25 protein-coding genes and 1 pseudogene are annotated in these 23496 nt (G+C 71.2%); 17 read left to right on the top strand and 9 right to left on the bottom strand.

The genetic code is table 11. The annotated features are described in order from the left end of the window. Positions 1–249: 249 nt before the first annotated feature. Positions 250–1582 (bottom strand): annotated as a pseudogene (locus AYL44_RS07885) (DUF222 domain-containing protein). An 81-nt stretch (positions 1583–1663) separates the two neighbouring features. Here AYL44_RS07885 and AYL44_RS07880 point away from each other — a divergent pair. Continuing rightward, positions 1664–2224 (top strand): NUDIX domain-containing protein, encoded by a 561-nt coding sequence (locus AYL44_RS07880; protein ID WP_064002728.1) that lies wholly within the window; start codon positions 1664–1666, stop codon positions 2222–2224. Position 2225: 1 nt separating this feature from the next. Here the strand turns inward: AYL44_RS07880 and AYL44_RS07875 are convergent, their stop codons facing one another. Then, positions 2226–2471, bottom strand: coding sequence for a hypothetical protein (locus AYL44_RS07875; protein ID WP_064002727.1), 246 nt, complete (start codon positions 2469–2471; stop codon positions 2226–2228). A gap of 200 nt (positions 2472–2671) precedes the next feature. Between AYL44_RS07875 and AYL44_RS07870 the strand changes: the two genes are divergently transcribed. The 5 genes from AYL44_RS07870 to AYL44_RS07850 all read left to right on the top strand — a co-directional run bounded on the left by AYL44_RS07870 (position 2672) and on the right by AYL44_RS07850 (position 7481). Beyond that, complete coding sequence (locus AYL44_RS07870) at positions 2672–3679, top strand: SDR family oxidoreductase (RefSeq protein ID WP_064002726.1); 1008 nt, start codon at positions 2672–2674, stop codon at positions 3677–3679. 40 nt (positions 3680–3719) lie between these two features. Next, on the top strand, positions 3720–4514 hold the full coding sequence (locus tag AYL44_RS07865) for a thioesterase family protein (RefSeq protein WP_064002725.1): 795 nt from the start codon (positions 3720–3722) through the stop codon (positions 4512–4514). Beyond that, positions 4511–5371, top strand: coding sequence for an SDR family oxidoreductase (locus AYL44_RS07860; protein ID WP_064002724.1), 861 nt, complete (start codon positions 4511–4513; stop codon positions 5369–5371). Before AYL44_RS07865 ends, AYL44_RS07860 begins: the two co-directional genes overlap by 4 nt. A 129-nt stretch (positions 5372–5500) precedes the next feature. Continuing rightward, positions 5501–5776 (top strand): hypothetical protein, encoded by a 276-nt coding sequence (locus AYL44_RS07855; protein ID WP_064002723.1) that lies wholly within the window; start codon positions 5501–5503, stop codon positions 5774–5776. Positions 5777–5828: 52 nt separating this feature from the next. Further along, positions 5829–7481 (top strand): FAD-binding dehydrogenase, encoded by a 1653-nt coding sequence (locus AYL44_RS07850; RefSeq protein WP_064002722.1) that lies wholly within the window; start codon positions 5829–5831, stop codon positions 7479–7481. A 152-nt stretch (positions 7482–7633) separates the two neighbouring features. Here AYL44_RS07850 and AYL44_RS07845 read toward each other — a convergent pair whose 3' ends face one another. Beyond that, a complete protein-coding gene (locus AYL44_RS07845; protein ID WP_064002721.1) occupies positions 7634–8155 on the bottom strand; it encodes a sigma factor-like helix-turn-helix DNA-binding protein in 522 nt (173 codons plus the stop codon). Between the two features lie 197 nt (positions 8156–8352). On the opposite strand from AYL44_RS07845, the gene AYL44_RS07840 reads away from it, so the two are divergent. After that, on the top strand, positions 8353–9183 hold the full coding sequence (locus AYL44_RS07840) for an aldo/keto reductase (protein ID WP_064002720.1): 831 nt from the start codon (positions 8353–8355) through the stop codon (positions 9181–9183). Positions 9184–9309: 126 nt separating this feature from the next. Beyond that, the gene (locus AYL44_RS07835) at positions 9310–10821 is read left to right on the top strand and encodes an MATE family efflux transporter (RefSeq protein ID WP_064002719.1); all 1512 of its coding nucleotides are present in this window, start codon (positions 9310–9312) and stop codon (positions 10819–10821) included. Between the two features lie 66 nt (positions 10822–10887). On the opposite strand, the gene AYL44_RS07830 is transcribed toward AYL44_RS07835, so the two are convergent. Beyond that, positions 10888–11364 (bottom strand): DUF4188 domain-containing protein, encoded by a 477-nt coding sequence (locus AYL44_RS07830; protein ID WP_064002718.1) that lies wholly within the window; start codon positions 11362–11364, stop codon positions 10888–10890. Positions 11365–11431: 67 nt separating this feature from the next. Between AYL44_RS07830 and AYL44_RS07825 the strand changes: the two genes are divergently transcribed. The 4 genes from AYL44_RS07825 (at position 11432) to AYL44_RS07810 (ending at position 14544) form a co-directional block, all read left to right on the top strand. Next, a complete protein-coding gene (locus AYL44_RS07825) occupies positions 11432–12046 on the top strand; it encodes a MerR family transcriptional regulator (RefSeq protein WP_064002717.1) in 615 nt (204 codons plus the stop codon). Between the two features lie 29 nt (positions 12047–12075). Further along, positions 12076–12873 carry an alpha/beta fold hydrolase gene (locus tag AYL44_RS07820; protein WP_064002716.1) on the top strand — a complete coding sequence of 266 codons (798 nt, stop codon included), beginning with the start codon at positions 12076–12078 and terminating at the stop codon, positions 12871–12873. 96 nt (positions 12874–12969) lie between these two features. Next, entirely contained in the window at positions 12970–13962 is a 993-nt protein-coding gene (locus AYL44_RS07815; RefSeq protein WP_064002715.1) for a DUF2332 domain-containing protein, read from the top strand. Between the two features lie 129 nt (positions 13963–14091). Further along, positions 14092–14544, top strand: a complete 453-nt coding sequence (locus AYL44_RS07810; protein WP_064002714.1) for an iron chaperone — start codon at positions 14092–14094, stop codon at positions 14542–14544. Here AYL44_RS07810 and AYL44_RS07805 read toward each other — a convergent pair. Further along, the gene (locus AYL44_RS07805; protein WP_064002713.1) at positions 14519–15661 is read right to left on the bottom strand and encodes a PQQ-dependent sugar dehydrogenase; all 1143 of its coding nucleotides are present in this window, start codon (positions 15659–15661) and stop codon (positions 14519–14521) included. The genes AYL44_RS07810 and AYL44_RS07805 overlap by 26 nt on opposite strands. 95 nt (positions 15662–15756) lie before the next feature. Between AYL44_RS07805 and AYL44_RS07800 the strand changes: the two genes are divergently transcribed. Together AYL44_RS07800 and AYL44_RS07795 are read left to right on the top strand one after the other, a co-directional pair. Beyond that, positions 15757–16398 carry a hypothetical protein gene (locus tag AYL44_RS07800; RefSeq protein ID WP_064002712.1) on the top strand — a complete coding sequence of 214 codons (642 nt, stop codon included), beginning with the start codon at positions 15757–15759 and terminating at the stop codon, positions 16396–16398. Then, entirely contained in the window at positions 16395–16748 is a 354-nt protein-coding gene (locus AYL44_RS07795; protein WP_064002711.1) for a hypothetical protein, read from the top strand. Before AYL44_RS07800 ends, AYL44_RS07795 begins: the two co-directional genes overlap by 4 nt. 29 nt (positions 16749–16777) lie before the next feature. Here AYL44_RS07795 and purB read toward each other — a convergent pair whose 3' ends face one another. Together purB and AYL44_RS07785 are read right to left on the bottom strand one after the other, a co-directional pair. After that, entirely contained in the window at positions 16778–18160 is a 1383-nt protein-coding gene (gene purB / locus AYL44_RS07790; RefSeq protein WP_064002710.1) for an adenylosuccinate lyase, read from the bottom strand. Positions 18161–18185: 25 nt separating this feature from the next. Beyond that, complete coding sequence (locus AYL44_RS07785) at positions 18186–18620, bottom strand: low molecular weight protein-tyrosine-phosphatase (RefSeq protein ID WP_231872761.1); 435 nt, start codon at positions 18618–18620, stop codon at positions 18186–18188. 179 nt (positions 18621–18799) lie between these two features. Between AYL44_RS07785 and AYL44_RS07780 the strand changes: the two genes are divergently transcribed. Both AYL44_RS07780 and AYL44_RS07775 read left to right on the top strand, forming a co-directional pair. Next, complete coding sequence (locus AYL44_RS07780; protein ID WP_064002709.1) at positions 18800–19093, top strand: hypothetical protein; 294 nt, start codon at positions 18800–18802, stop codon at positions 19091–19093. Further along, entirely contained in the window at positions 19093–20379 is a 1287-nt protein-coding gene (locus tag AYL44_RS07775) for a hypothetical protein (protein ID WP_064002708.1), read from the top strand. Before AYL44_RS07780 ends, AYL44_RS07775 begins: the two co-directional genes overlap by 1 nt. Here the strand turns inward: AYL44_RS07775 and AYL44_RS07770 are convergent. Beyond that, complete coding sequence (locus AYL44_RS07770) at positions 20351–20743, bottom strand: phage holin family protein (protein ID WP_064002707.1); 393 nt, start codon at positions 20741–20743, stop codon at positions 20351–20353. The genes AYL44_RS07775 and AYL44_RS07770 overlap by 29 nt on opposite strands. Positions 20744–20814: 71 nt before the next feature. Here AYL44_RS07770 and AYL44_RS07765 point away from each other — a divergent pair, with 71 nt between their 5' ends. Further along, positions 20815–21879 (top strand): histidinol-phosphate transaminase, encoded by a 1065-nt coding sequence (locus tag AYL44_RS07765; protein ID WP_064002706.1) that lies wholly within the window; start codon positions 20815–20817, stop codon positions 21877–21879. Positions 21880–21982: 103 nt separating this feature from the next. Here AYL44_RS07765 and AYL44_RS07760 read toward each other — a convergent pair whose 3' ends face one another. Next, positions 21983–23431 carry a sugar porter family MFS transporter gene (locus tag AYL44_RS07760; protein ID WP_064002705.1) on the bottom strand — a complete coding sequence of 483 codons (1449 nt, stop codon included), beginning with the start codon at positions 23429–23431 and terminating at the stop codon, positions 21983–21985. Between the last annotated feature and the right edge of the window lie 65 nt (positions 23432–23496).

The following is a 23496-nucleotide window of genomic DNA, read 5'->3' as shown; positions in this document are numbered from 1 at the left end:
TTGCGCGGGGTGACGGTGCGGAGTCGGGTCGCCGGTTGCGCAGTGCCGCGTCGGGCTCAACGGTTGCGCGGTGCCGCGTCGGGCTTGATGGCTGTGCGGTGTTGCGTCGGGCTTGATGGTTGTGCGGGGCCGGGGTCCGAGGATTGCGGGCCGGCCCGGCGAGAGCGCGCGCTGACCCACGCGGTCACCCAGACCGCGTGGTGACGGCCGGCGGTCGGCGGCAGTTCGGTCGTCGAACCGCCGTCGACGTCAGAAGGGTGCGGGTTCCGCTGGTGCGGGTGGCGGTGGTGGTGCGGCAGGGGTGAACGCGACGGCCGGGGTCGGGGCGTCTTCGCGATAGGTCCTGCCGAGGGGTGAGGTCCATTCCAGGACGCCACCCCCCAGTTGTCGCACTCTCCACGCCGTGAATTGCTTCATGGAGTGATGCCGCTGGCACAGATGAGCCAAGTTGGTGAGCTCCGTCCGTCCGCCGAGGGCGTGATCGTGAGTGTGATCCACCTCGCAACGGATCGCGGCGACGCGGCATCCGGGGAACCGGCAGTGCTGGTCACGGGCTTGCAGGAAACGTCGCATCCCCGACGGGACCCGGTACGAATCTGTCGAGACCGTGACCCCGGTGGTGGGTTCGTGGAACAGGCGTTCCCAGACGTGGGTGCCGCCGGCGAGCGTCCGCGCGGTGGCGGGGTCGATAGGGGAGCGCCCCGCGAGGTCGCAGGGCCCGTCGTCTTCGCCGGTGAGCGTCGCTGCGGGCACGAGCACTTGCACGCGAGCGCGGATCGCGCCCAGCGGGCCGGCGGTCGTGTCGCGGGTGTCATCGAGCGCTGGGGTTCCCGCGAGGAGCAGNNTCGGACCTGGTCGATGGAGCGCTGGTCGGTGGCGACGATGGCGGTGGCATCGTCGCTGTCGCTGTCGCTGTGCGTCGTGACGGCTTCCCCGTACGCGACACCCGCCCCGCCGCGCGCAGCGGCACGCTCGTCGCGGGTGTCGATGATGGCTCGCGCCTGCTGCGTCAGCCGATCGTGGATTCCTTCGGCGATCACCGTCGGGACGGTTGCGACCACGTCGGACATCCCGTCCCGTCCGGGCACGATCCGCACGCATCGCCCAGCAGCGGCCTCCTCGTGGCGTTCCGCGAACGAGCGGGGATGCATACGATGCGCGAGGATCTCCAACTCTCCCCGCACCCGGTTCGGGGTGTCGCGCTCACACCGGCTGATCGCGACCTGCTCGAACTCGGTCCACATCTCGGCCGGCAAACTCGTCCCGGTCTCGAGGATCGCGATCGCGTGGCCCCGAACGATGCGGCCTTGCTCCCATGCCTCGACAGTCGCGGGGAACCCTTCGATCAACGTCCGCGCCTCACCGATTCGGCGTTGCACGGTCCGATCGGTGACGCGCATCACTCCGCCGACNNCCGCTGCGCGGTCTGCACCTCCGCCAAACGCCCCGCCGCGGCCAACACGCGGAGCTCGTCGATCTGCGCGGCAGCAATCCGCCGAGCCACCGAGTCGACGTCCGCGACGATGCCCGCCAGAGTGGTGAGATAGTCCTCGCCACCGGGGGTTTCCGCCGCATCCGTCATACCTGCACTCTGCCACCAACCTCCGACATCCATCTTGGTCGCGGCGGCGCCGCGGACCCGACCGGCATTACGGTCGTACCGATGCCCCACCTCCACACAGCTCCCGGCGATCATGACGGGACCGTGTCGTTCTTCATCGTCCGCATCGACGGTTCCGAGCCTCGCCTCACCTTCCACCGACACCTCAAGGTGCAGAAGCTGATGATGTTCGGCGGTCACATCGAGCGCGACGAGACACCGTGGGCGGCCGTTCTGAGGGAGCTCGTCGAGGAGTCCGGTTATCAGCCGTCGCAGGTGCGGGTGCTGCAGCCGATCATCCGGGTGAGGCAGCTGACCGACGCCGCGGTGCACCCCGTCCCCGTCATGTCGTCCACGGCCTGCACCTCGACAGACCCGAGCCACTTCCACACCGACGTGCTCTACGCCCTCGTCGCCGACGAGCCCCCGGCGGCCGAACCGGAACCGGGGGAGTCCACCGACATCCGTCTGGTCACGCGGTCCGAGCTCGACGGCATCCCCGACGAGGAGGTCGTCGAGATGTGGCGTCAGGCCGGGCGGTTCATCCTCGACGAGATCCTCGATGCCTGGGAACCCATCGACATCAACACCTACTCACGCGACGCCCCGCTCGTCGAGTGGTGAGTCACCCCTCGTCGGTCTCGATCTCGCCGTTCGCGATGGCGTCGGCGTAGGTTCGGATGTCGGGGCCGGGCTCCCAATCGATGAACTTGTCCTTCAGCGCCCCGGTGAGCGCGGCGTACGCCTCGTCCGACGACATCCCGTCACCGGAGCGGGCGAGGTCGACGACCGCCTCCCGCAGCACCCGGTCGGCGTCGTCGAGGATCTTGCCGCGTGCTTCGTCGTTCCAACGGATCTCTGAGCTTTTCATGCCGCGACGCTAGCCCGACGGGCGGATGCCGCACTCCGGCTTGCTTTCTCGACCTCGATGCGCTTGGCCCCGTACCTCATCCCCGGGGCGCTGGCAACGGCATCCCGACCCTCCACGGCAGACCGAAGGATAGAGGCAGCGGCAGAGGCCCGCCTCACACGGGTCCCCCGCCCGGTCGGGCCCCCGCGGAGGAGCCGGTCGTGAGCAGCACCACATCCCGAGGCGTCGCCGTCGTCACCGGCGGCAGCGCCGGACTCGGCCGCGCGATCGTGCGCGAACTCGCCGCCCGCGGCTGGGACGTCGCCGTCCTCGCCCGCGGATTCGAGGGGGTGGATGCCGCGGCCACCGAGGTGCGCGCCAAGGGCCGCCGCGCGCACGGCATCACCGTCGACGTCGCCGATCACGCTGCCCTCGAGCTCGCGGCGGCCGAGGTCGAGGCCGAGCTCGGCGAGATCGACCTGTGGGTGAACAACGTCATGTCCGGCTCGATCGCCCCCTTCCTCGACACGACCCCCGAGGACTACGAGCGTGCGACGCAGGTCACCTACCTCGGCACCGTCAACGGCACGCGCTCCGCGCTGCGACGGATGCGGGGGCGCGACCGCGGCCACATCATCCAGATCGGCTCGGCCCTCGCTCACCGCGGTATCCCGCTGCAGGCGGCCTACTGCGGGTCGAAGCACGCAATCCACGGCTTCACCGACTCGGTCGTGTCCGAGCTCACACACGAGGGGAGCGCCGTCGCGGTCTCGATCGTCGACATGCCGGCCCTCAACACGACGCAGTTCGGCTGGGTGAAGTCGCCGTTCTCGAAGCACCCGCAACCGGTGCCGCCGATCTACCAGCCCGAGGTGGGCGCCCGTGCGGTCGCCGACGTCGCCGACAAGCCGCGCCGCCGCACCTGGGTAGGCGAGTCGACCGTCGGTCTCGTCCTCGGCACGCGGGTGGCGGGCCGCTTCATGGACTGGTACCTCGCCAAGAACGCGTGGGAGGGTCAGTTCGCCGACGACAAGGGTTCGTCGACCACCCCGCCGAACCTCTACGAGCCGGTCGCCGGCGACCACGGTGCGCACGGCGCGTTCGACGACCGCGCGCGCGGCGAGAGCCTGCAGACGCGCGCGCTGCGCCACCGGCGCGGGCTCTACACCGCGGCATCCGTCGTCGGGGCCGCCGCGGTTGCGGGCGCGGTGAAGCTCCTGCGACGCTGATGCTGCCGGGCCGCGAGGGCCGCGGGTAGCATCCCATCTCGTGCCCGCCTACTTCGAACGCCTCGCTTCCGAAGGTGTGAACGAGACCCGGTTCCAGCCCACCGCCTTCACGGGCGGCGCGTGGAACGTCACCGAGCAGCACGTCGCCCCGCCGATCGGACTGCTCGCGCACGCCATCGAGGTCGACCATGCGGCGCGCAGCCCGCAGCCCATGCAGCTCTCGCGCCTGTCGGTCGACATCCTCGGGGTCATCCCGATCGACGAGGTCGAGGTGACGTGCCGCGTGCTGCGCCCCGGTCGCAGCATCGAGCTCGTCGAGGCGACGCTCGCGCAGGGCGGGCGCCCCGCGCTCTCGGCACGGGCCTGGCTCCTGCACACGCGCGACACCGAGGCGCTCGCCGGCTCCGCGCACCCGGCGATGCCGCCCCGCGACGCGATCGAGCGCGTCGACCCGTCGTCGGCGTGGCCCGGCGAGTTCATCGCGACGGTCGGCGAGGTGCGCCGCCGGCAGGAGGAGCCGGGTCGCGCCTGGACCTGGATCCTGCCCGCCGTGCCGCTGCTCGAGGGCGAGCCGGTCTCGACGACGGCGCGCCTCGTGTCGCTCATCGACATCGCGAACGGCGTGACCCCGCGCGTCGACCCGCGCGAGGTCGCGTTCCCGAACCTCGACCTGACACTCCACCTCGTCCGCGCCCCCGAGGACGGCTGGATCGGCTTCGACACGACCGTCACGTTCGGCGCGACGGGGCTCGGGATGACGCACACCGTCCTGCACGACGAGCGCGGCGTCGTCGGCTCGGTCGTGCAGTCCCTCACCGTGAGGCCGCACCGATGACCGCGCCCCTCGCCGGGAAGACCGCCCTCGTCACCGGCGTCTCGCGCCGGCGCGGGATCGGGTTCGCCGTGGCGACACGGCTCGCGCAGCTCGGCGCGAGCGTGTTCATCCAGCACTGGCGCCCCCACGACCTCGCGCAGCCGTGGGGCGGCGACGATCTTGACGCGGTGCGCACCGGCATCCGCTCGGCCCTCGTCGGCGACGCGCGCTTCGGCGACGTCGAGACGGATCTGACGGATGCCGCGGCGATCCCGGCTCTCATCGACGCCGCTTCCGCGCTCACCGGACGCCTCGACATCCTCGTCTGCAACCACGCGAAGAGCGGCGACGACGGCAGCATCCTCGACATGACCGCCGACCGGCTCGACGCTTTCTGGGACATCAACACCCGGTCGACGCTGTTGCTGACGGCGGAGTTCGCCCGCCGCCTCGCGCCGCCGCAGTCCGGTCAGCGCCGTCCGGGCGACGCGGTCGAGGGTTCGAAGCCCTACGCCGAGCCGACCGGGCGCGTCTTCTGGATGACTTCGGGGCAGGGCCACGGCGCGATGCGCGGCGAGGTCGCTTACGCGACGAGCAAGGCGGCGCTGGCGGGGGTCACCCGCACCGTCGCCGCAGACCTCCTCGATCTCGGCATCGTCCTCAACACCATCAACCCGGGGCCGGTGAACACCGGGTACATGGACCCCGACAGCGCCGACCGCGACACCTCGGGCCTCGACGAATGGCTGCGCACGACCGCGTTCGGCCGCGTCGGCGTGCCCAGCGACCCCGCGGCCCTCATCGGCTGGCTGTCGACCGCCGAGGGCGCATGGATCGTCGGGCAGGTGCTCACGAGCGACGGCGGTTTCAGCCTGTAGCGAGACATCTGCACGACCGGTGGGACAGGCGTCGCCTCGCCGCGACGCGCACTGAGCACCCGCACCGCCGGTCGTGCATCCGTGCGCGAACCCTGGCGCGAACACCCTCCGATGTGGTCGGATCACCCCATGGGTGCGGGATCTCCGATGCGGGCGGTGCTGTGGGGCGCCGCCGCGCTGCTCCTCGCGACGATCTTCCTCGCCCCGATCTTCGGTTTCGGACGCTGCCTCGACTCGCCCGATCCGGAGAAGTCCTTCTGCGAGTCGTACACCGCGTCGTACGCCGGTCTGCGCGTGGACATCTGGCCGTGGGCCGTGGTCTCCGCGGTCATCGTGGTCGTGACCGTGGTCGTCGCGGTGCGCCGACACCGCCGCCGTCGCGCCGAGCGCGCCGCATCCGCTTAGAGTCGCTTCAGCACCCGTCGGCGTCGACGGGATCGTCGAAGGGGACGTACGCATGACAACGGATGCCGCAGACGCGATCGTCGTCGGAGCGGGGCTCGCCGGGCTGATCGCCGCATCCGAGCTGCTCGACGCGGGCAAGCGCGTGCTGATCGTCGAGCAGGAGCCCGAAGCGAGCTTCGGCGGCCAGGCGTGGTGGTCGTTCGGCGGACTCTTCCTCGTCGACTCGCCGGAGCAACGCCGCCTCGGGGTGAAGGACTCGCTCGAGCTCGCGCGGCAGGACTGGTTCGGCTCGGCCGGCTTCGACCGGCCCGAGGACCGCTGGCCGCGCGCGTGGGCCGAGGCGTACCTCGCGTTCGCGGCCGGTGAGAAACGGGCGTGGCTGCGGCAACGCGGCATCCGCTTCTTCCCTGTCGTGGGCTGGGCCGAGCGCGGCGGCGACCGGGCGACCGCGCACGGCAACTCGGTGCCGCGGTTCCACATCACGTGGGGCACCGGTCCGGGCGTGCTCGAGCCGTTCGTGCGCCGGGTGCTCGCGGGGGTCGCGGCAGGCCGGGCGCGCATCGCGTTTCGCCACCGCGTCGACCGTCTCGAGGTCGAGGGCGGCGCGGTCGTGGGTGTCAGCGGCGTCGAGCTCGCGCCCGACGACGCCGAGCGCGGCGCCCCGAGCAACCGCGACGAGACGGGCGCGTTCACATTCCGGGCCGGGGCCGTGCTCGTCTCGAGCGGCGGCATCGGCGGCAACCACGACCTCGTCCGGGCGCAGTGGCCCGCGCGCATGGGACGCGCGCCCGAGACGATGCTCTCGGGCGTCCCCGCGCACGTCGACGGACGGATGCTGGGGGTCGCCGCCGAGGCGGGCGCGCACCTCATCAACGGCGACCGGATGTGGCACTACGTCGAGGGCATCCAGAACCACAGCCCGGTGTGGCCGCGCCACGGCATCCGGATCCTCCCCGGGCCGTCGTCGCTGTGGCTGGATGCCACCGGTCACCGCCTGCCCACGCCGCTGTTCCCCGGCTTCGACACGATCGGCACCCTCGAGCACATCGTCGCGACCGGCCACGACCACAGCTGGTTCGTGCTCAACCAGGCGATCCTGCAGAAGGAGTTCGCCCTGTCGGGCAGCGAGCAGAACCCCGACCTCACCGGCAAGGATGTGAAGCTGCTCGCGCAGCGGCTGAAGCGCGGCCGGGCGACCGCGCCGGTCGAGGCGTTCACCGAGCGCGGGGCGGACTTCATCGTCGCCGACACGGTTCCGCAGTTGCTCGAGCGGATGCGGGCGGCATCCGCTCTGCTCGACGTCGACCGCGTGCGGCTCGAACTCGAGGCGCGCGACCGCGAGATGACGAACCCGTTCACGAAAGACGCGCAGGTCACGGCCGTGCGGCAGGCGCGACGTTACCGCGGCGACAAGCTGCTGCGCGTCGCGACGCCCGGTCCGATCGCCGATCCCCGGGCCGGTCGCCTCATCGCGGTGAAGCTGCACATCATCACGCGCAAGAGTCTCGGCGGGATCGAGACCGACCTGTCGGGCCGCGCGCTCGCCGCCTCGGGCGAGCCGATCCCCGGGCTCTACGCCGCCGGCGAGGCGAGCGGCTTCGGCGGCGGCGGCGTGCACGGCTACCGCGCGCTCGAGGGGACCTTCCTCGGCGGCTGCATCTTCTCGGGCCGCGTCGCGGGCCGCGCGATGGCCGCCGCGGTGTGACCCCGCCCCCGTTCCCCTGTCGCAACACGCCGCGCGGCGCCGCAGTTCGTGACAGGCGAGCGCCGGGCCCCGCCCCCCGCGCACCTTCCCCTGTCACAACACGCCGCCCGGCGCCGCAGGTCGTGACAGGCGAGCGCCGAGCCCCGGGGCCGCTACGCGACGGCGCCGGAGACGCGCGGCAGCGTGATGGGCGAGGTCACGACGCGCGCCGCGGCCTGCAGCTGATCGAGCGCGCCGCGGGTGAGGGAGCGCACCGCGCTGAGGGTCTCTCCCGTCAAGGCGGCGATCTCGGTCTGGCTGTAGCCGCCGAAGTAGGCGAGCGCGATGACCCGCTGCTGCTCGAGGCTCATGTCGCCCAGCCGTTCCCGCGACACGGCCTCCGCCTGCGCATCGAGGGTGCGCCGGTGCGCGATCGCGTGACGGTGGGTGAGCAGCAGGACCCAGGCCCGCGGATGCCGCGCCTCCGCCTCCGCGGCGTGTTCCCACACGTGCACGTAGACCTCCCGCAGCACGCGCTGCGCCGGCTGCTCGCTGCGCAGGATGTGGGTCGCGAGCGTGTAGGCGCTCGCGCAGGTCGCGTCGTAGAGCCGCGCGAAGGCGTCCGCGTCACCGGTGGCCGTGCGGGCCAGCAGATCCGACAGCTCGGTGTCCGTCAGCGGAATGGGGTGCGACATGGCCTCATCGTGCGCCTCCCGAGCCATTCATTCGAGCCATTGCCCCCGTCGGGAGTTGGTGCTAGCCGAGATCCAGTCATCTGAATGGACGAATCGCCCGCGTGCGCGACCCCGCGAACGCACGGACCGGATGCCGCATCCGCAACGTTTCGTCAACCCGTGCCGGAGACGAACCCGGCGGTGGAAAAGTGAAGCCCATGACCGTTCCCACTCTCACACTCAACGACGGACACACCATCCCCCAGCTGGGCTTCGGCGTCTTCCAGGTCGATCCCGCCGAGGCCGAGCGCATCGTCAGCGTCGCCCTCGAAGCCGGCTACCGCCACATCGACACGGCGGCGGTGTACGGCAACGAAGAGGGTGTCGGCCGCGCGATCGCGGCCTCCGGCATCCCGCGCGACGAACTGTTCATCACCACGAAGCTGTGGAACTCCGAGCAGGGCCGCGACACCGCGCGTCCCGCAATCGAGGCGAGCCTCCAGAAGCTCGGGCTCGACTACGTGGACCTGTACCTGATCCACTGGCCGCGCCCCGACAAGGACCGCTACGTCGAGACGTGGCAGCAGTTCGAGACCTTCCAGGCCGACGGCCTGACCCGCTCCATCGGCGTCTCGAACTTCCACCAGCCGCACCTGCAGCGCCTGCTCGACGAGACCGAGACCGTGCCGGCGGTCAACCAGATCGAGCTGCACCCGGCGTTCGCGCAGCGCGAGCTCCGCGCGTTCCAGGAGCCGAAGGGCATCCACACCGAATCGTGGGGCCCGCTGGGCCAGGGCAAGTACGACCTGTTCGGCGAGAAGGCGGTGGCGGATGCCGCCGAGGCCCACGGTGTGAGCCCGGCGCAGGTCGTCATCCGCTGGCACCTGCAGGAGGGCCTCATCGTCTTCCCGAAGTCGTCGACGCCCGAGCGCATCCGCACGAACTTCGACGTGTTCGGCTTCGAGCTGACGTCGGAGCAGGTCGAGGCCATCAACGCGCTCGACCGCGGCCAGCGCGTCGGCGCCGACCCGGACACCGCCACGTTCTGACCCGTTCACCAAGGAGGGGCGCCGAGGAATCGGCGCCCCTTTTTTCGTGGACCCCCCTTACATCTCTCAGGGAGGGCTCGATACAATCGATCGACCTCGAATCGATTCGAAATCCCGAAAGCCCGCATGGCCACCTCTCTCACGACGGGCCGCCCCTGGCGCGTCATCCTTCTTTTCACCCTGCCGCTCATGATCGGCAATGTGGTGCAGCAGCTGTACCACTTCGCCGACACGATCGTCGTGGGTCGGCTGCTCGGCGTCGACGCGCTCGCCGCCGTGGGAGCGACCGGCAGCCTGCTGTTCCTGCTGCTCGGTTTCGCGTGGGGTCTCACGTCCGGGTTCGCGATCCCGACGGCGCAGGCCTACGGAGCGATGGATGCCGCCGGTGTCCGCCGCTCCGTCGCCACCGGCGCCGTCCTCAGCGGCATCACGACGGTCATCCTGACCGTCGGCGCGCCGCTGCTCGCCGAGCCCGCACTCGTGGCGCTGCAGACGCCGCCCGAGCTGCTCGCGGACGCGACCGTCTTCGCCCAGGTGAGCTTTCTCGGTGCCGGGGCGCTCATGTTCTTCAACTTCTTGTCCGCCGTCATCCGCGCGATCGGCGACTCCCGGACCCCGCTCGTCTTCCTCATCGTCGCGTGCGCCCTGAACGTCGTGCTCGTGATCGCCGCGATCGCGTGGCTCGGCCTCGGTGTCGCCGGCGCGGCTCTCGCGACCGTCGTCGCGCAGGGTGTCTCGGTGCTCCTGTGCCTCGAGTTCGTGCGCCGCCGCATCCCCGAGCTGCACCTGAAGCGCGAGGACTGGTGCATCACCCGCGCCGACATCGTCGCGCACCTGCGTCTCGGTCTGCCGATGGGCTTCCAGGCGTCGATCATCGCGATCGGTGCGCTGACCGTGCAGGTCGCGCTCAACACGCTCGGCGGCGAGGCGATCGCGGCGTACACTGCGGCATCCCGTGTCGACGGCCTCGCGGTCGCCTTGCTGCAGTCGATGTCGCTCGCGGTCTCGATGTACGTCGCGCAGAACTACGGCGCGGGGCGCCCCGACCGCATCCGGCGCGGCGTCGTGCAGGCGACGTGGATCGCCGTCGGAGCGGCGGTGGCCCTCGGCATCCTGCTCATCTCGCTCGGCGGCCCGATCGTCCGCATCTTCGTCGGGGACGGCGCCGACGACGTCGTGCACCTCGCGGTCTCGATGCTCGTCATCAACGGGTTCAGCTACACCGCCCTCGGCATCCTGTTCGTCACGCGGGGTGCGCTGCAGGGACTCGGCAACGCCGTGATCCCGACGGTGACGGGTGTCGTCGAGCTCGTCGCGCGTGCGGCGGCGGCGATCCTGCTGGGTGCGCTGTTCGGGTTCATCGGCGTCGCCTGGTCGAACCCGCTCGCGTGGATCTCGGCGGCGATCATCCTGATCCCGGCGTACATCCGCGCGCACCGGATGCTCGCGACGATGCCGATGGCGCCGATGACCATCACCCCGACCACGCCGATCGCCGTCATCGGACCGGTCGACGGCTCGATGACGGTTGAGACGGTCGTGACGCAGCCGGTGCCGCTGCCGAAGCCCACGTCGCGGATGCGCCGAGCGCTGCGCCGCCGCGCCGGCACGTCGCGCCGCCTCGCCCGCAAACGCTGACGCCGAGGTCTCGATCCGGCCGGGTGTCGCACCGCCGTTCCCGGCTCGATCGGGACCTCGCTCGCGTCAGCTGTGAGCCCGGGTCGCGCCGTCGTCGAGGCGTGCGCGCGCCCGGTCGTGGTGACGGCCGATCTCGACGAGTCCTGTCGCCGCGCCGAGGCCCATCGCGGGTGTGTCCACGTAGACCGACTCGGCCGCCGCGACCCGGTAGGTCTCGTGCCAGACGCCGATGGCTCCGGGGTGCTTGCGGGCGAGCCGGTTGAAGCGGGTCCACGCCGGTCGGTGTTCCTGTGCGGGGGCGGAGGCGTACGCGTACAGCTTGTCGATCGACCACCAGTACTGCACGAGGTACGGCCCCCGCCTGCCGAGGAGCATCGTCGAGCCGAGGAGGCCCGAGTCGGGGTCGCCGAGGAGCTCGGCCATCATCCGCGGCATGGCGGCGGAGACAGGCATCCAAAGGTCGGGCCGCCACCACTTCCGGATGGTCATGCCGAGGTGGAAGACGACGAGTTCTCCCTCATGCGTATGGGTCATGCGCGTCATGGCGAGCCTTTCGATAGTGTCACTATCTAGAATGGATAGCCGTACTATCGAAGTCAAGGGGGAATCGATGCGGATCTCGGAACTGTCCGCCGAGACGGGTGTCCCGGTGGCGACGATCAAGTACTACCTGCGCGAGCGGCTGCTGCCCGAGGGCGAACGCACGTCGGCGACGCAGGCCGTCTACGGCGCGGCCCATGTCGAACGGCTCCGGCTGATCCGCGCGCTCGTCGATGCGGGAGTGGGCATCGCCGCCGCCCGCCAGGTGATCGAGGCGCTCGACGATCCCCCCGAGAACCCGAGCCACCTGCTGGGTATGGCGCACGCGGCGGTGTCGCCTCCGATCGACGGCGACCTCGATCTGACCGCGGCACAGGCATTGATCCGGCGATGGGGATGGGATCCCGACGTGTGCGGTCCGCAACAGATCGCGGGCGTCGCGCGAGCTCTCGACGGCATCGAAAGGGGCGGTTTCGCCGTCCCCGAGACCACCATGACGGCGTACCTCGCCGGCATCCGTCAGATGGTCGAGGCCGAGATCGACGCGATCCCCACGGCGTCCGCAGGAGACGCGGTGCGTTACGTCGTCCTCGGGACGGTCCTCGTCGAACCGCTGCTGCTCGCACTGCGCCGTGTCGCGGAGGAGCTCGTCTCGAGCGAACGCTTCGGCGCAAGCGATACCTGAGCGAAACCTGTGGGGTGCATGATCGTGGGGTGACCACCGTGTTCCCCGCGCTGACCGAGACCCCCGACCCGCAATTCGTGATGGTGGGGGACGGCTACCGCATCGCGACGTACGAGTGGGGACCGGCGGATGCCCCGACGGTCATCCTCGTGCACGGTTTCGCCTCGAGCGCCCGCGACAACTGGGTGAACACGGGGTGGGTGCGCGACCTGCTGCGCGCGGGGTACCGCGTGCTCGCCGTCGACCAGCGCGGACACGGCGCGAGCGACAAGCCGCATGAGTCGCGTGCCTACGCGCTGCGGACGATGGTGACCGACCTCGAGGCCGTGCTCGACACCTACCTCGTCGACGAGGCGCTGTACGTCGGGTACTCGCTCGGCGCCCGCGTCGGGTGGGAGGTCGCCCGCGACCTGGAGCCCCGCATCCCGCGCGTCGTCCTCGGCGGTGTGCCCGACGGCGTGCCGCTCGGTCGTCTCGATCTCGACCAGGTGCAGGCGTACGTCGACGAGGGTGAGCCGGTGACGGATGCCGTGACCCACAACTACATCACCCTCACCGAGCGGGTGCCCGGCAACGACCTGCGCGCGCTACTCGCGATCGCCCGCGGCATGCGCGCGACGGGCACCGTAGACCCCGACCCCGGCAAGGCGCCCGGCCAGCCGGTGCTGTTCGCGACGGGCACGAAGGACGGCATCATCGAGGGATCGAAGTCGCTCGCCGCCGCGACCCCGCAGGGCCGGTTCGTCGAGATTCCGGACCGTCACCACTTCAACGCACCGGGTTCCCGCGTCTTCCGAGAGGCGGCGCTGGCCTTCCTCGCCGAGTAGGCCGCGCCGCGGCATCCGTCGACGTCCCATTTCGGCCGGGAAAGGTCGCGACATACCCGGCCCGATCGGGACCTCGCCGCGCGCTACGCTCGCGCCATGACCGACCTTCCCTCGTGGGGCGTCGCGGCGGATTCGCCGACGGCCGAGCACTACCGCACCTTCGGCGCGCGCGAAGCGGCCGGATCATCGGCGACGTACGAGGACTGGGCGCTCGGGATCGCGGACGACGGCGACATGCTCGCGCTGATCGACGAGCTCCCGCGGGCCAAGCGGCAGGCGAACCTCGTCTTCGCCGCGATGCGCGTCGCCGGTGTGCCGATCACGTCGTGGACGGATGCCCGTGGTCACGCGATCTCGCGCTGGCCGCACATTCGCGAGGTCGCGCTGACCCACGCGACGCAGACGAACGAGGCCGCCCGCTGCGCCGTGCTGCTGCCGCAGCTGGTCCGCATCCCGGGACCGCTCGCCCTGCTCGAGGTCGGCGCGTCGGCGGGGCTCTGCCTCCACCCCGACCGGTACGCGTACCGCTACACCGCGGACGACGGCGCCGTCACCGCTATCGAGCCGACGACCCCGACCGACGTCGTCGTCGACTGCCGCATCGAGAACGCGGCACCCCCGACCCGCCTGCCCGAGGTGGCGTGGCGCGCCGGCATCGACCTGAACCCGCTCGACCCGGCCGACCCCGACACCCTCGCCTGGCTCGACGCGCTCGTGTGGCCCGAGCACGACGACCGCCGGGCTCGCCTCGCCGCCGCGGCGCGCATCGCGGCATCCGATCCCGCCCCGATCCGCGCCGGCGACCTGAACGACCTGATCGCGGATGCCGCGGCATCCGCCCCTCGCGATGCGACGCTCGTCGTCTTCCACACGGCGGTGCTCGCGTACCTGAGCCCCGAAGACCGCGACCGGTTCCGGCGGACGATGGCCGATACGGATGCCGTGTGGCTCTCGAACGAGGGGCTCGGCGTGTTCCCCGAGTTCGAGCGGATGGTGCCGCCTGGGGAGCGGCACCGATTCGTGCTGGCGGTCGACGGCGAGCCCGTCGCACTCACGCATCCGCACGGGCGAAGCTACCGCGCGCTCTGACCCCGCTCCGGGGACCCGATCTGCCGCCGCGCGGCATCCCACCCGACGAAACGCGTCCCCGGAACCGCCACCCTCGCCCCGCGAGCCCGCGAGTGGCAACATCGACATCACACGCGGGAGGGAACCACCATGGCAGGCAAGACCAGCGGGGGAGCCGGCTTCAGCGACGCCGAGAAGGCCGCGATGAAGCAGCGTGCCGATGAGCTCAAGGCGATGAAGGGCCTGAAGGGCCTCGCCAAGATCGAGAAGGAGAACCAGGCCTGCCTCGACGCGATCGAGGCGCTCGAGGGCACCGATCGCATCATCGCCGAGCGGGTGCACGTCATCGTCCTCGAAGAGGCGCCCCACCTCAACCCGAAGACGTTCTACGGCTTCCCGGCCTATGCGAAGGACGGCAAGGTCGTCGTCTTCTGGCAGCCGGCATCCAAGTTCAACACCCGTTACGGAACGGTCAGCTTCGATGAGACCGCGCAGCTCGACGACGGTCCGATGTGGCCGGTCTCGTTCGCGGTGATCGAGATGACGGATGCCGTGGAGCAGCGCATCCGCGAACTCGTCAGGGCTGCGGCGCCGCGAGACTGACGATCCGGTCGTCGCCCTCGCGGGGCGACCCCCGCCCGTCGGTGTTGTTCGTGAGGACGAACAGCGTGCCGTCGGGGCCGACGGTCACGTCGCGGAGCCGGCCGAACTCGGTGGTGAGGTCGGTCGACGTCGACGGATCCGCGACGGGAACGGCGCGGAGCACGCGGCCGCGCAGGTTCGCGATGACGATCGTGTCGTTCACGACGGCGATGCCGCTCGGGCTGGCGGCATCCGTCGGCCACGTCTGCACGGGATCGATGAACCCGTCCGCCTCGCCGCCGGTGCCCTCGACGTACGGCCAGCCGTAGTTGCCGCCGGGCTCGATGATGTTCAGCTCGTCGCGGTAGTTGCGGCCGAACTCGCTCGCGAACATCGTGCCGTCGTCCGCCCACGCGAAGCCCTGCACGTTGCGGTGACCGAGGCTGTAGACGGGGGAGTCGGGGTCGGGGTTGTCCGACGGGATGCTGCCGTCGGGCGCGATCCGCAGGATCTTGCCCGCGAGCGAACCGGGGTCCTGCGAGGCGGGTTCGTCGCTCGTGTCGCCGTTCGCGATGTAGAGCATCCCGTCGGGACCGAACGCGATGCGCCCACCGTTGTGGTGGGTGCCCGCCGGCATCCCGTCGATGACCGACTCCGGTTCGCCGAGACCGAAGGATCCCGCCGAGCCCGTGATCGGGTAGCGCTGCACCCGGTTGCCGTCGCGGGCGGTCGAGTAGACGAACAGGTCGTCGCCGTCGATCGCGAGACCCAGCAGACCGCCCTCGTCGCTGTGCACCACGCCCTCGACCGTCGCGACGACACGCGTCGCACCGTCCGCCGCGACCTCGAGGATGCGGGCGCTGTCGCGTTCACTCACGAACACGGTGTCCCGGTGCACAGCCAGGGACCAGGGAGCCTCGAGCCCCGTCGCGACGGTGCGCGGCGTCACCGGGGTGGGCGTCGGCGTCGGTGTCGGCGTGGGGGTGGGCGTGGCCGTGGGGGTGACGGTCGGCGTCGGCGACGCGGCGGTCGGCTGCTCGGCGGTCGGCTGCTCGGGCGCCGCGCAGCCCGCCAGAGCGAGGGCTGCGGCGAGGCCGAGCCCGGCGGTCGAGGCGGCGGAGCGGCGGCGCGGGGACATGCGCTCAGTCAACCGCATCCTGCCGCTCCGGAGGCCGGAACCGGGCGGACGACCTAAACTGGGGGCATCCCGTCCCCGTCCCCGAGAGACAGCCTGTGCCTGACGCCGCCCCCCGTGCCTTCGAGGTGCGCCACCTGCAGATGGGGCGCGCCCTCTTCGCGGCGATCGCGGCGGTCATGATCACGTTCTCGGTCGATCACTCCGCGCAGGTCGGCGGAGCCGTCTTCAGCGGGTTCGCCGTGGCCACCGCACTCATCCTGATCCTGTCGGCGTGGCTCGTGTTCCGCGCGGGTGAGCGCTGGCAGGCGGTGCTCCTCGGCATCCTGACCCTCGTCGCGGGCATGATCGCGACCCTGCCCGTCGCGCGCACCGTCGACGGATACTTCACGGTGGTCCTCGTCTGGGCGCTCGCGGCCGGTGTCGCGGAGCTCGTGATCGGCATCGTCGGCCGCCGCCGGGGCGCACCCGCCGCGCGCGAGTCCGTCTTCGTCGGCGCCCTCACGATCGTGCTGGGTGTCGCGCTGCTGTTCATCCCGCGCGGCTACTCGCTCGATTACTACATCGACCAGGCTCAGCAGTCCTTCACGTTGACCGGGATCACGATCGGCGTCGGTGTGTTCGGCGCCTACGCGGCCATCGTCGCGGTGTATCTGGGGATCGCCGCGTTCTCACCTCGTCCCGCTGCGGTCCCCGCGGTGGAGACGGCCGACACGGATGCCGCTGGAGGCCGCTCATGACCGACAAGAACCCGACCCGACGCGACCTGATGCGCCCGGTCCAGCTGCTCGGCTTCGCGCTGCTCGCGGCCCTGTTCGCCGGGATCGTGACCCTCGTCTCGATGGGGGTGCTGCAGGATCAGCGTCCCACCAGCGACGTCGACCAGCACCTGCGCGCCTGGGGCGTCGCCGCGATCGTCGCCGGGGTCACCTTCATCGCGACGCTCGTGATCATGGCGCTGTCGCTGCTGGTCGTCGACCCCGCGCAGGTCGGCAAGCAGGTCGACCGCGGCCTGCTCCTCGACCCGGAGGACGACGCCGCTCCGGACGCCCCCGGCGACGCCGGCCGCGGCCCGCGCTCCCCGCACTGACCCGCGCGCGCCGCACCGCGCGCCCGCGCTCAGCGCAGCAGGTCGACGAGTCGGTCGGCGAGACCCGCGTAGCCGGCGGGGGTGAGCGCGAGCAAGCGCTGCTTCGCGGCATCCCCGATGTCGAGGCCGTTCACGAACTCGGCGAGCTCCGGAGCGCCGACGCGCCGACCGCGGGTGAGGTCCTTCAGCAGGGCGTACGGGTCGGTGATCTGCGAGCGGCCGGCGACGATCTCGGCGCGCACGACGGTCTGGATCGCCTCGGCGAGGACCTCCCAGTTCGCGTCGAGGTCGGCCAGCAGCACGTCGCGCGACAGCGAGATCTCGGTGAGCCCGCGCTGCAGGTTGTCGAGCGCGAGCAGCGAGTGGCCGAAGGCGACGCCGATGTTGCGCTGCGTCGTCGAGTCGGTGAGGTCGCGCTGCTGGCGCGACGTGACGAGCGTCTGCGCGAGCGTCCCGAACAGGCCGCCCGAGATCTCGAGGTTCGCCTCGGCGTTCTCGAACCGAATCGGGTTGATCTTGTGCGGCATCGTCGACGAGCCGGTTGCACCCGCGACGGGGATCTGCGCGAAGAAGCCCATGGAGATGTAGGTCCACACGTCGGTGGCCAGGTTGTGCAGGATGCCGCCTGCGTGGCGCACGCGGTCGTACAGCTCGACCTGCCAGTCGTGCGACTCGATCTGGGTCGTCAGCTCGTTGAACCCGATGCCGAGGCCCTCGATGAAGCCGCGCGAGAGGGCGGGCCAGTCGACGTCGGGCTCGGCGGCGAGGTGCGCCGACCAGGTTCCGGTCGCCCCCGAGAACTTTGCGAGGTACTCGCCGCCTTCGATCTGGCCGGCGACCCGCTGCAGGCGCCACGCGAAGACGGCGAGCTCCTTGCCCATGGTCGAGGGCGTCGCGGGCTGACCGTGCGTGCGCGAGAGCATGACGGCATCCCGGTGCTCTTCGGCCAGCTGCGTCAGCGAGGCGATGACCGCGCGCAGCTTGGGCAGCCAGACCCGCTCGACGGCGCGCTGGACGGTGAGGGCGTACGAGGCGGAGTTGATGTCCTCGCTCGTGCACGCGAAGTGGGTGAGCTCGGCGATGGCGTCGAGCCCGAGCGACGACAGGCGGTCGCGGACGAGGTACTCGATCGCCTTCACGTCGTGCCGGGTGACGGCCTCCTTCTCGGCGAGCCAGGCGATGTCGTCGTCGCCGAAGTCGCGGTAGAGGCTGCGCAGCGAATCCTTCTGCTCATCGGTGAGCGCGGACGATCCGAACAGGCCGCGGTCGGTCAGCGTGATGATCCACTCGACCTCGACCTCGACGCGGGCCCGGTTGAGACCCGCCTCCGAGAGGTACTCGGCCAGCGGGGCGACCGCGGTGGCGTAACGACCGTCGAGCGGGCTGAGGGACATCGAGGGCAGGGAGGACACGCGACTCCGTTCGGTGGGGGTGCGCTCACCGGCGAAGCGCGGGTTCGAGCTGCCGGAACAACGCCCGGCTGGCGCTCTCGATCATACCGAGCACCTCATCGAACATCGTGGGGCCGCCGTAGTACGGGTCGGGCACGTCGAGGGCCCCGTCGGCTCGCGCGTCGAAGCTGAGCAGCAGCGCGAGCTTGTCGACGTCGGCGGGGCTGCGCGCCCACTCCGACAGGATCCGCTCGTGCGAGCGGTCCAGCGCGATCACGAGGTCGTTGCGGTCGAAGTCCTCGCGGGAGAACTGCCGCGCGCGGTGCCGGGTGCCGTCGTACCCGCGGCGCTCCAGGGCCTCGAGCGTGCGGCTGTCGGCTCGTTCGCCGACGTGCCATTCCCCTGTGCCGGCGCTCGTCGAGACGACACGGTCGCCGAGGCCCGCCTGATCGGCGAACCACCGGAACACGACCTCCGCCATCGGGGACCGGCAGATGTTGCCCGTGCACACGAACAGCACACGGAAAGCATCATCGGGCTCGGGCACCCCTCCATTGTGCTGATCGTCGGGCCTTCTGCACAGAGCGGGTCCGCTGCGCGGCATCCACCGTCCGTTCCGGGCGCGCTGCGAAGAGCGGATGCCGGGGGCACAGTCGACGCATGTCCGATGTTCTCGCGCCGTCCCCGTACCTGTGGGGCGCTCCCGTGGGGGCGCGTCTCGCCGCCCTCGACGACGGGATCGCCCTGCTGAGACAAGCCGACGATCGGGTGCTCGAGTTGCTCGCCGACGTCCGGCGGATCGCGCACCTCGTCGACTGGCGCGCCGAGGCCGCCGACGCGTTCCGCGAGGCGGTGGCCGCGTGGGAGGGCGAGCTCGCCCGGTTGTCGACGTCGATCGAGGGGGCGATCGACCAGGCGTACGGCGACCGCAACTGGGTCGAGGCGACGGGCTGATGGCGGAGATCGAGATCCGCGGGGGCCGCGTCGTCGCCGTCGACACCGAGACCCTGCGCAACGCGGCGGCGCAGACCGAGCTCGCGGTCGCCGACGCCGACACCGTCCGTGCCGGACTGACGGCGGCCGACCGCCTCCTCGGGTCCGCGACGATCGGCGGGGGCGCCGCGTACCTCACCACCGCCGCGGGCGCGGTCGTCGAGCGGGGGCAGGAGCTCGCGCGCGCACTCCGCGACACGGCGACCGCGTACGAGATCGTCGAGCTGCAGGCGCGTGCGGCGATCGCCTGGCACGGGGATGCGCGCGATCGCGGCGATGTGGTGGACCTCACCCGGAAGGTGGCGGAGCTCGAGGCATCCTCTCCCGCTGCGGCCGAGGCCGCGCGGCAGGCCGTCGCCGACGCGCCCGATCCCTTCGCGACGGTCGCGCGCGAACTGTGGTGGACGACCCTCGCCTCCGGCCTCGCGCCCGTCGCGGTGGGCGCGCTCCGCTGGGGGGCGGCGGAGATCCGGGACCGCGGCACGGGAACGCTTCCCGAGGGGAGCCGGCTGCTCGGGACGCCGCCCCGCCCCACCGTCGAGCTGGCGCGGTCCCAGCCGGGTTCGGCGCCCGCGACGGTCGCCGATGTGGCGCGCCGCGTGCCCGGCGGCGGGCCGGGCGTCATACGGGTCGAGCGGTACACGATGCCGGGCGGCGGACGGCGGTTCGCGCTGTACCTTTCGGGCACACGGTTCGGAGAGGATCCCGGCACGTTCGACTGGTCGTCGAACGTCGCCCTGTACGACGGGATGAGGTCGTCGTCCTATGAAGCGAGCCGCATCGCGCTCGAGACGGCGGGAGCGAAGCCCGGCGATTCGGTGATGGTCAGCGGGCACTCCCAGGGCGCCATGATCGCCAGCCGGATCGCGCTCGAGAAGGAGTACGAGGTGCCGATGATCGTCGGGTTCGGCAACCCCGTCCAAGCCGACGTGGGGCCCGACACCCTGCAGGTCGACTTCCGGCACCGGGACGACGTGGTGCCGCTCCTGGCGGGCGGAGGCCATGACGCCGAGATCGGCGCCCCCGGGAGCATGGTCGTCGAGCGGACCGTCGACCCGCTTCCGTGGTTGAACTCCCACCAGATGGACGAGTACACCGCGACGTCCGAGATGCTCGACGTCTCGACCGACCCGCGGATGGATGCCGTGCGCGACCGCCTCGCCGAGCTCGGCACGGCGGAGTCGGTGGAGGTGTTCGTCTACGACACCGCCGAGGGTGTCAGCGCCTCGTCTGCGGACGCAGGATGATCCCGAAGACGAAGTTGATGAGCGAGATGATCAGGGCCGCGACGACGCCGAGCCAGAACGACTCGACCGACAGACCCCAGCCCCACCACTCGGTGAACCACCCGGTCAGCCAGAACAGGAAGCCGTTGATCACCAGGGAGATGAGGCCGAGCGTCAGGATGTAGAGCGGGAACGCGACGATCTTCAGGATCGTCCCGATGACGGTGTTGACGATCGCGAAGACCGCCGCCACGGCCAGCAGCGACAGCACGAGCTGCAGCGTCTCGCCGGGCTCGAAGGGGGTCACCTCGACGCGCAGCGGCTCGATGAGGGTGACGACCCAGATCGCGAAGGCGTTGATCACGACGCGGACGATGAAGCGCATGCCCGCAGTCTCCCACGCCGTGCGTCCGCGGGCGAGGGACGGGCCGGCGCTCCCGCTCGTAGACTCGTCGCGTGACCGACATCCCCGTCCGGGTTCGTCCCGAGATCGCCGCGCTGCCCGCCTACAAGCAGGGCAAGCAGGCCGGCGCCACCGCCTACAAGCTCTCCAGCAACGAGAACCCGTTCGACCCGCTCCCCGGCGTCGTCGCCGCGGTGCGCGACGCGGTCGCCTTCAACCGCTACCCCGATGCGCTCGCCGCCCGGCTGCGCGCGCGCCTGGCGGAGCGGTTCGGGGTCACCGACGACCGCATCCACATCGCCGCCGGCTCGGTCTCGATCCTGTACCAGCTCGCGCAGGCCGTCGCCTCCGTCGGGGACGAGATCGTCCTGCCGTGGCGTTCCTTCGAGGCGTACCCGGGCATCGTGACCGTCACCGGCGCCACCCCCGTGATGGTCCCGCTGACGGATGCCGCTGCGGTCGACCTTCCCGCTCTCGCCGCCGCCGTCACCGACCGCACGCGCGCCGTCTTCGTCTGCACGCCGAACAACCCGACCGGCGCGATCGTGACGCAGGCGGACTTCGACGCGTTCGTCGCCGCCGTGCCCTCCGATGTGCTGATCGTCCTCGATGAGGCGTACGTCGAGTTCGTGACGGATGCCGCAGCGGTCAAGGGTGAGCGGGTCATCGCCGCCGGGCACGACAACGTCGTGATCCTCCGCACCTTCTCGAAGGCCTATGGGCTCGCGGGCCTGCGCATCGGATACGCCGTCGGGCACCCCCGCATCCTCGATGCCGCCCGCAGTGCCGGCATCCCCCTCTCCGTCACGGCGCAGGCCGAGGCCGCCGCGCTCGCGAGCCTCGACGCCGAGGACGACCTGCGCGAGCGCGTCGCCGTGGTGGCGCGGCGGCGTGACCTTCTGGTCGACCGCCTGCGTGAGATCGGATGGGACGTGCCGACCGCGCAGGGCAACTTCGTCTGGCTCCCGGCCGGCGACCGCTCGCTCGAGGTCGCGGCGGCCTTCGAGGCCGCCGACCTCGTGGTCCGACCCTTCGCCTGCGACGGCGTGCGCGTGTCGGTGGGCGAGGAGGAGTCGATCGACCGCGTGGTCGAGGTCGCGGCATCCGTCCGCCCCTGACGGCGACTCATCTGCGAGCAGGCCGTCGCGCGGCACCCCGCCCGCGCTCCCCTGTCGCGACACGCCGCGGGGCGCCGCACGTTGTGACAGGGGAGCGCGCGGGTCAGCCCTTCGCCTTGCGGACGAACAGCGTCTCGGTCTGCTCGAGCTCCATGCCCTTCGTCTCGGGCACGCGCCAGGCGACGTAGACGAACGACAGAGCCGCGAACAGCGCGTACATGCCGTAGGTGAGGGGCAGCGACCAGCTCGACATCGCGGGGAACGACACCGTGATGAGGAAGTTCGCGATCCACTGCGCGCCGGCGGCGACGCCGAGGGCCTTGCCGCGGATGCGGCTGGGGAAGATCTCGCCGAGCAGCACCCACACGAGCGGGCCCCACGAGGCGCCGAATCCGACGACGAACAGGTTCGCCGCGATGAGCGCGACCGGCCCCCACGCGCCGGGCAGCGAGACCTCGCCGTCGACGGTGACCGCGAAGGCGAACGCGAGCGCCATGGCCGCGAGCGACAGGGTCATGAGCACCGAACCGGTCAGCAGGATCGGCTTGCGGCCGACACGGTCGACGAGCCAGATCGCGATGAGGGTCACGACGACGTTGGTGACCGAGGTGATCACGCTGATGAGCAGCGAGTTGCTCTCGTCGAAGCCGACCGCCTTCCAGAGGGTGGTCGAGTAGTAGAAGATCACGTTGATGCCGACGAACTGCTGGAACGTCGACAGGATGATGCCGACCCAGACGATGCCCTGCAGGCCGAGGACCGGGCCGCGTAGCGAGGCGCCCTTGGTCTTGCGGTCCTCGTCGATGGCGCCCCGGATCTCGTTGACGGACTTGTCGAGGTCGGCTTCGGGCACGAGTCGCGCGAAGATCTCGCGGGCCTCGTTGTTGCGCCCCTTCGCGAGGAGGTAGCGCGGAGATTCGGGCATGGTGAAGGCGAGGATGCCGTAGACCGCCGCCGGGACGATGCCGACGAGGAACATCCAGCGCCACGCCTCGAGGCCGAGCCACAGCTGCTCCGACGCGCCGCCGGCGGTGTTCGCGAGCACGGCGTCGGAGAGGAGCGCGGCGAAGATGCCGAGCGTGATCGCCAGCTGCTGCAGCGACGCGAGGCTGCCGCGGATCTGCCGCGGCGCGATCTCGGCGATGTAGGCGGGGGCGACGACCGAGGCGATGCCGATGCCGATACCGCCGATCACACGCCACACGATGAGGTCGGGGACGCTGAAGGTCAGGCCCGATCCGATGGACGACACCAGGAACATGACGGCGCCGAGCATCATCGTCTTCAGGCGCCCCCAGCGGTCGGAGAGACCGCCTGCCAGCACCGCGCCGACGGCGCAGCCGAGCAGGGCGACGGCGACGACGAAGCCGGTGAGGACGCTGTTCAGGTCGAAGTTCGACTCGATGGAGTCGACCGCGCCGTTGATGACGGACGAGTCGAATCCGAAGAGGAAGCCGCCGACCGCGGCGGCCACCGATAGGCCGATCGCTCGTCGGCCGTAAGGGCTCTTGATCGAGAAGGCGTCCGCAGGAATGGTCCCGGTAGTGCTCATGAGGTTCGAGGGTACGCCGGTGCGCGACGGACGTGCCCGCCCTTGCGCGCGCGACGGAAACCGAT

It is taken from the genome of Microbacterium oleivorans (assembly GCF_001644225.1).
GTDB classification, from domain to species: Bacteria; Actinomycetota; Actinomycetes; order Actinomycetales; family Microbacteriaceae; genus Microbacterium; species Microbacterium gawkjiense.
This window is presented reverse-complemented; position numbering and strand designations above follow the sequence as displayed.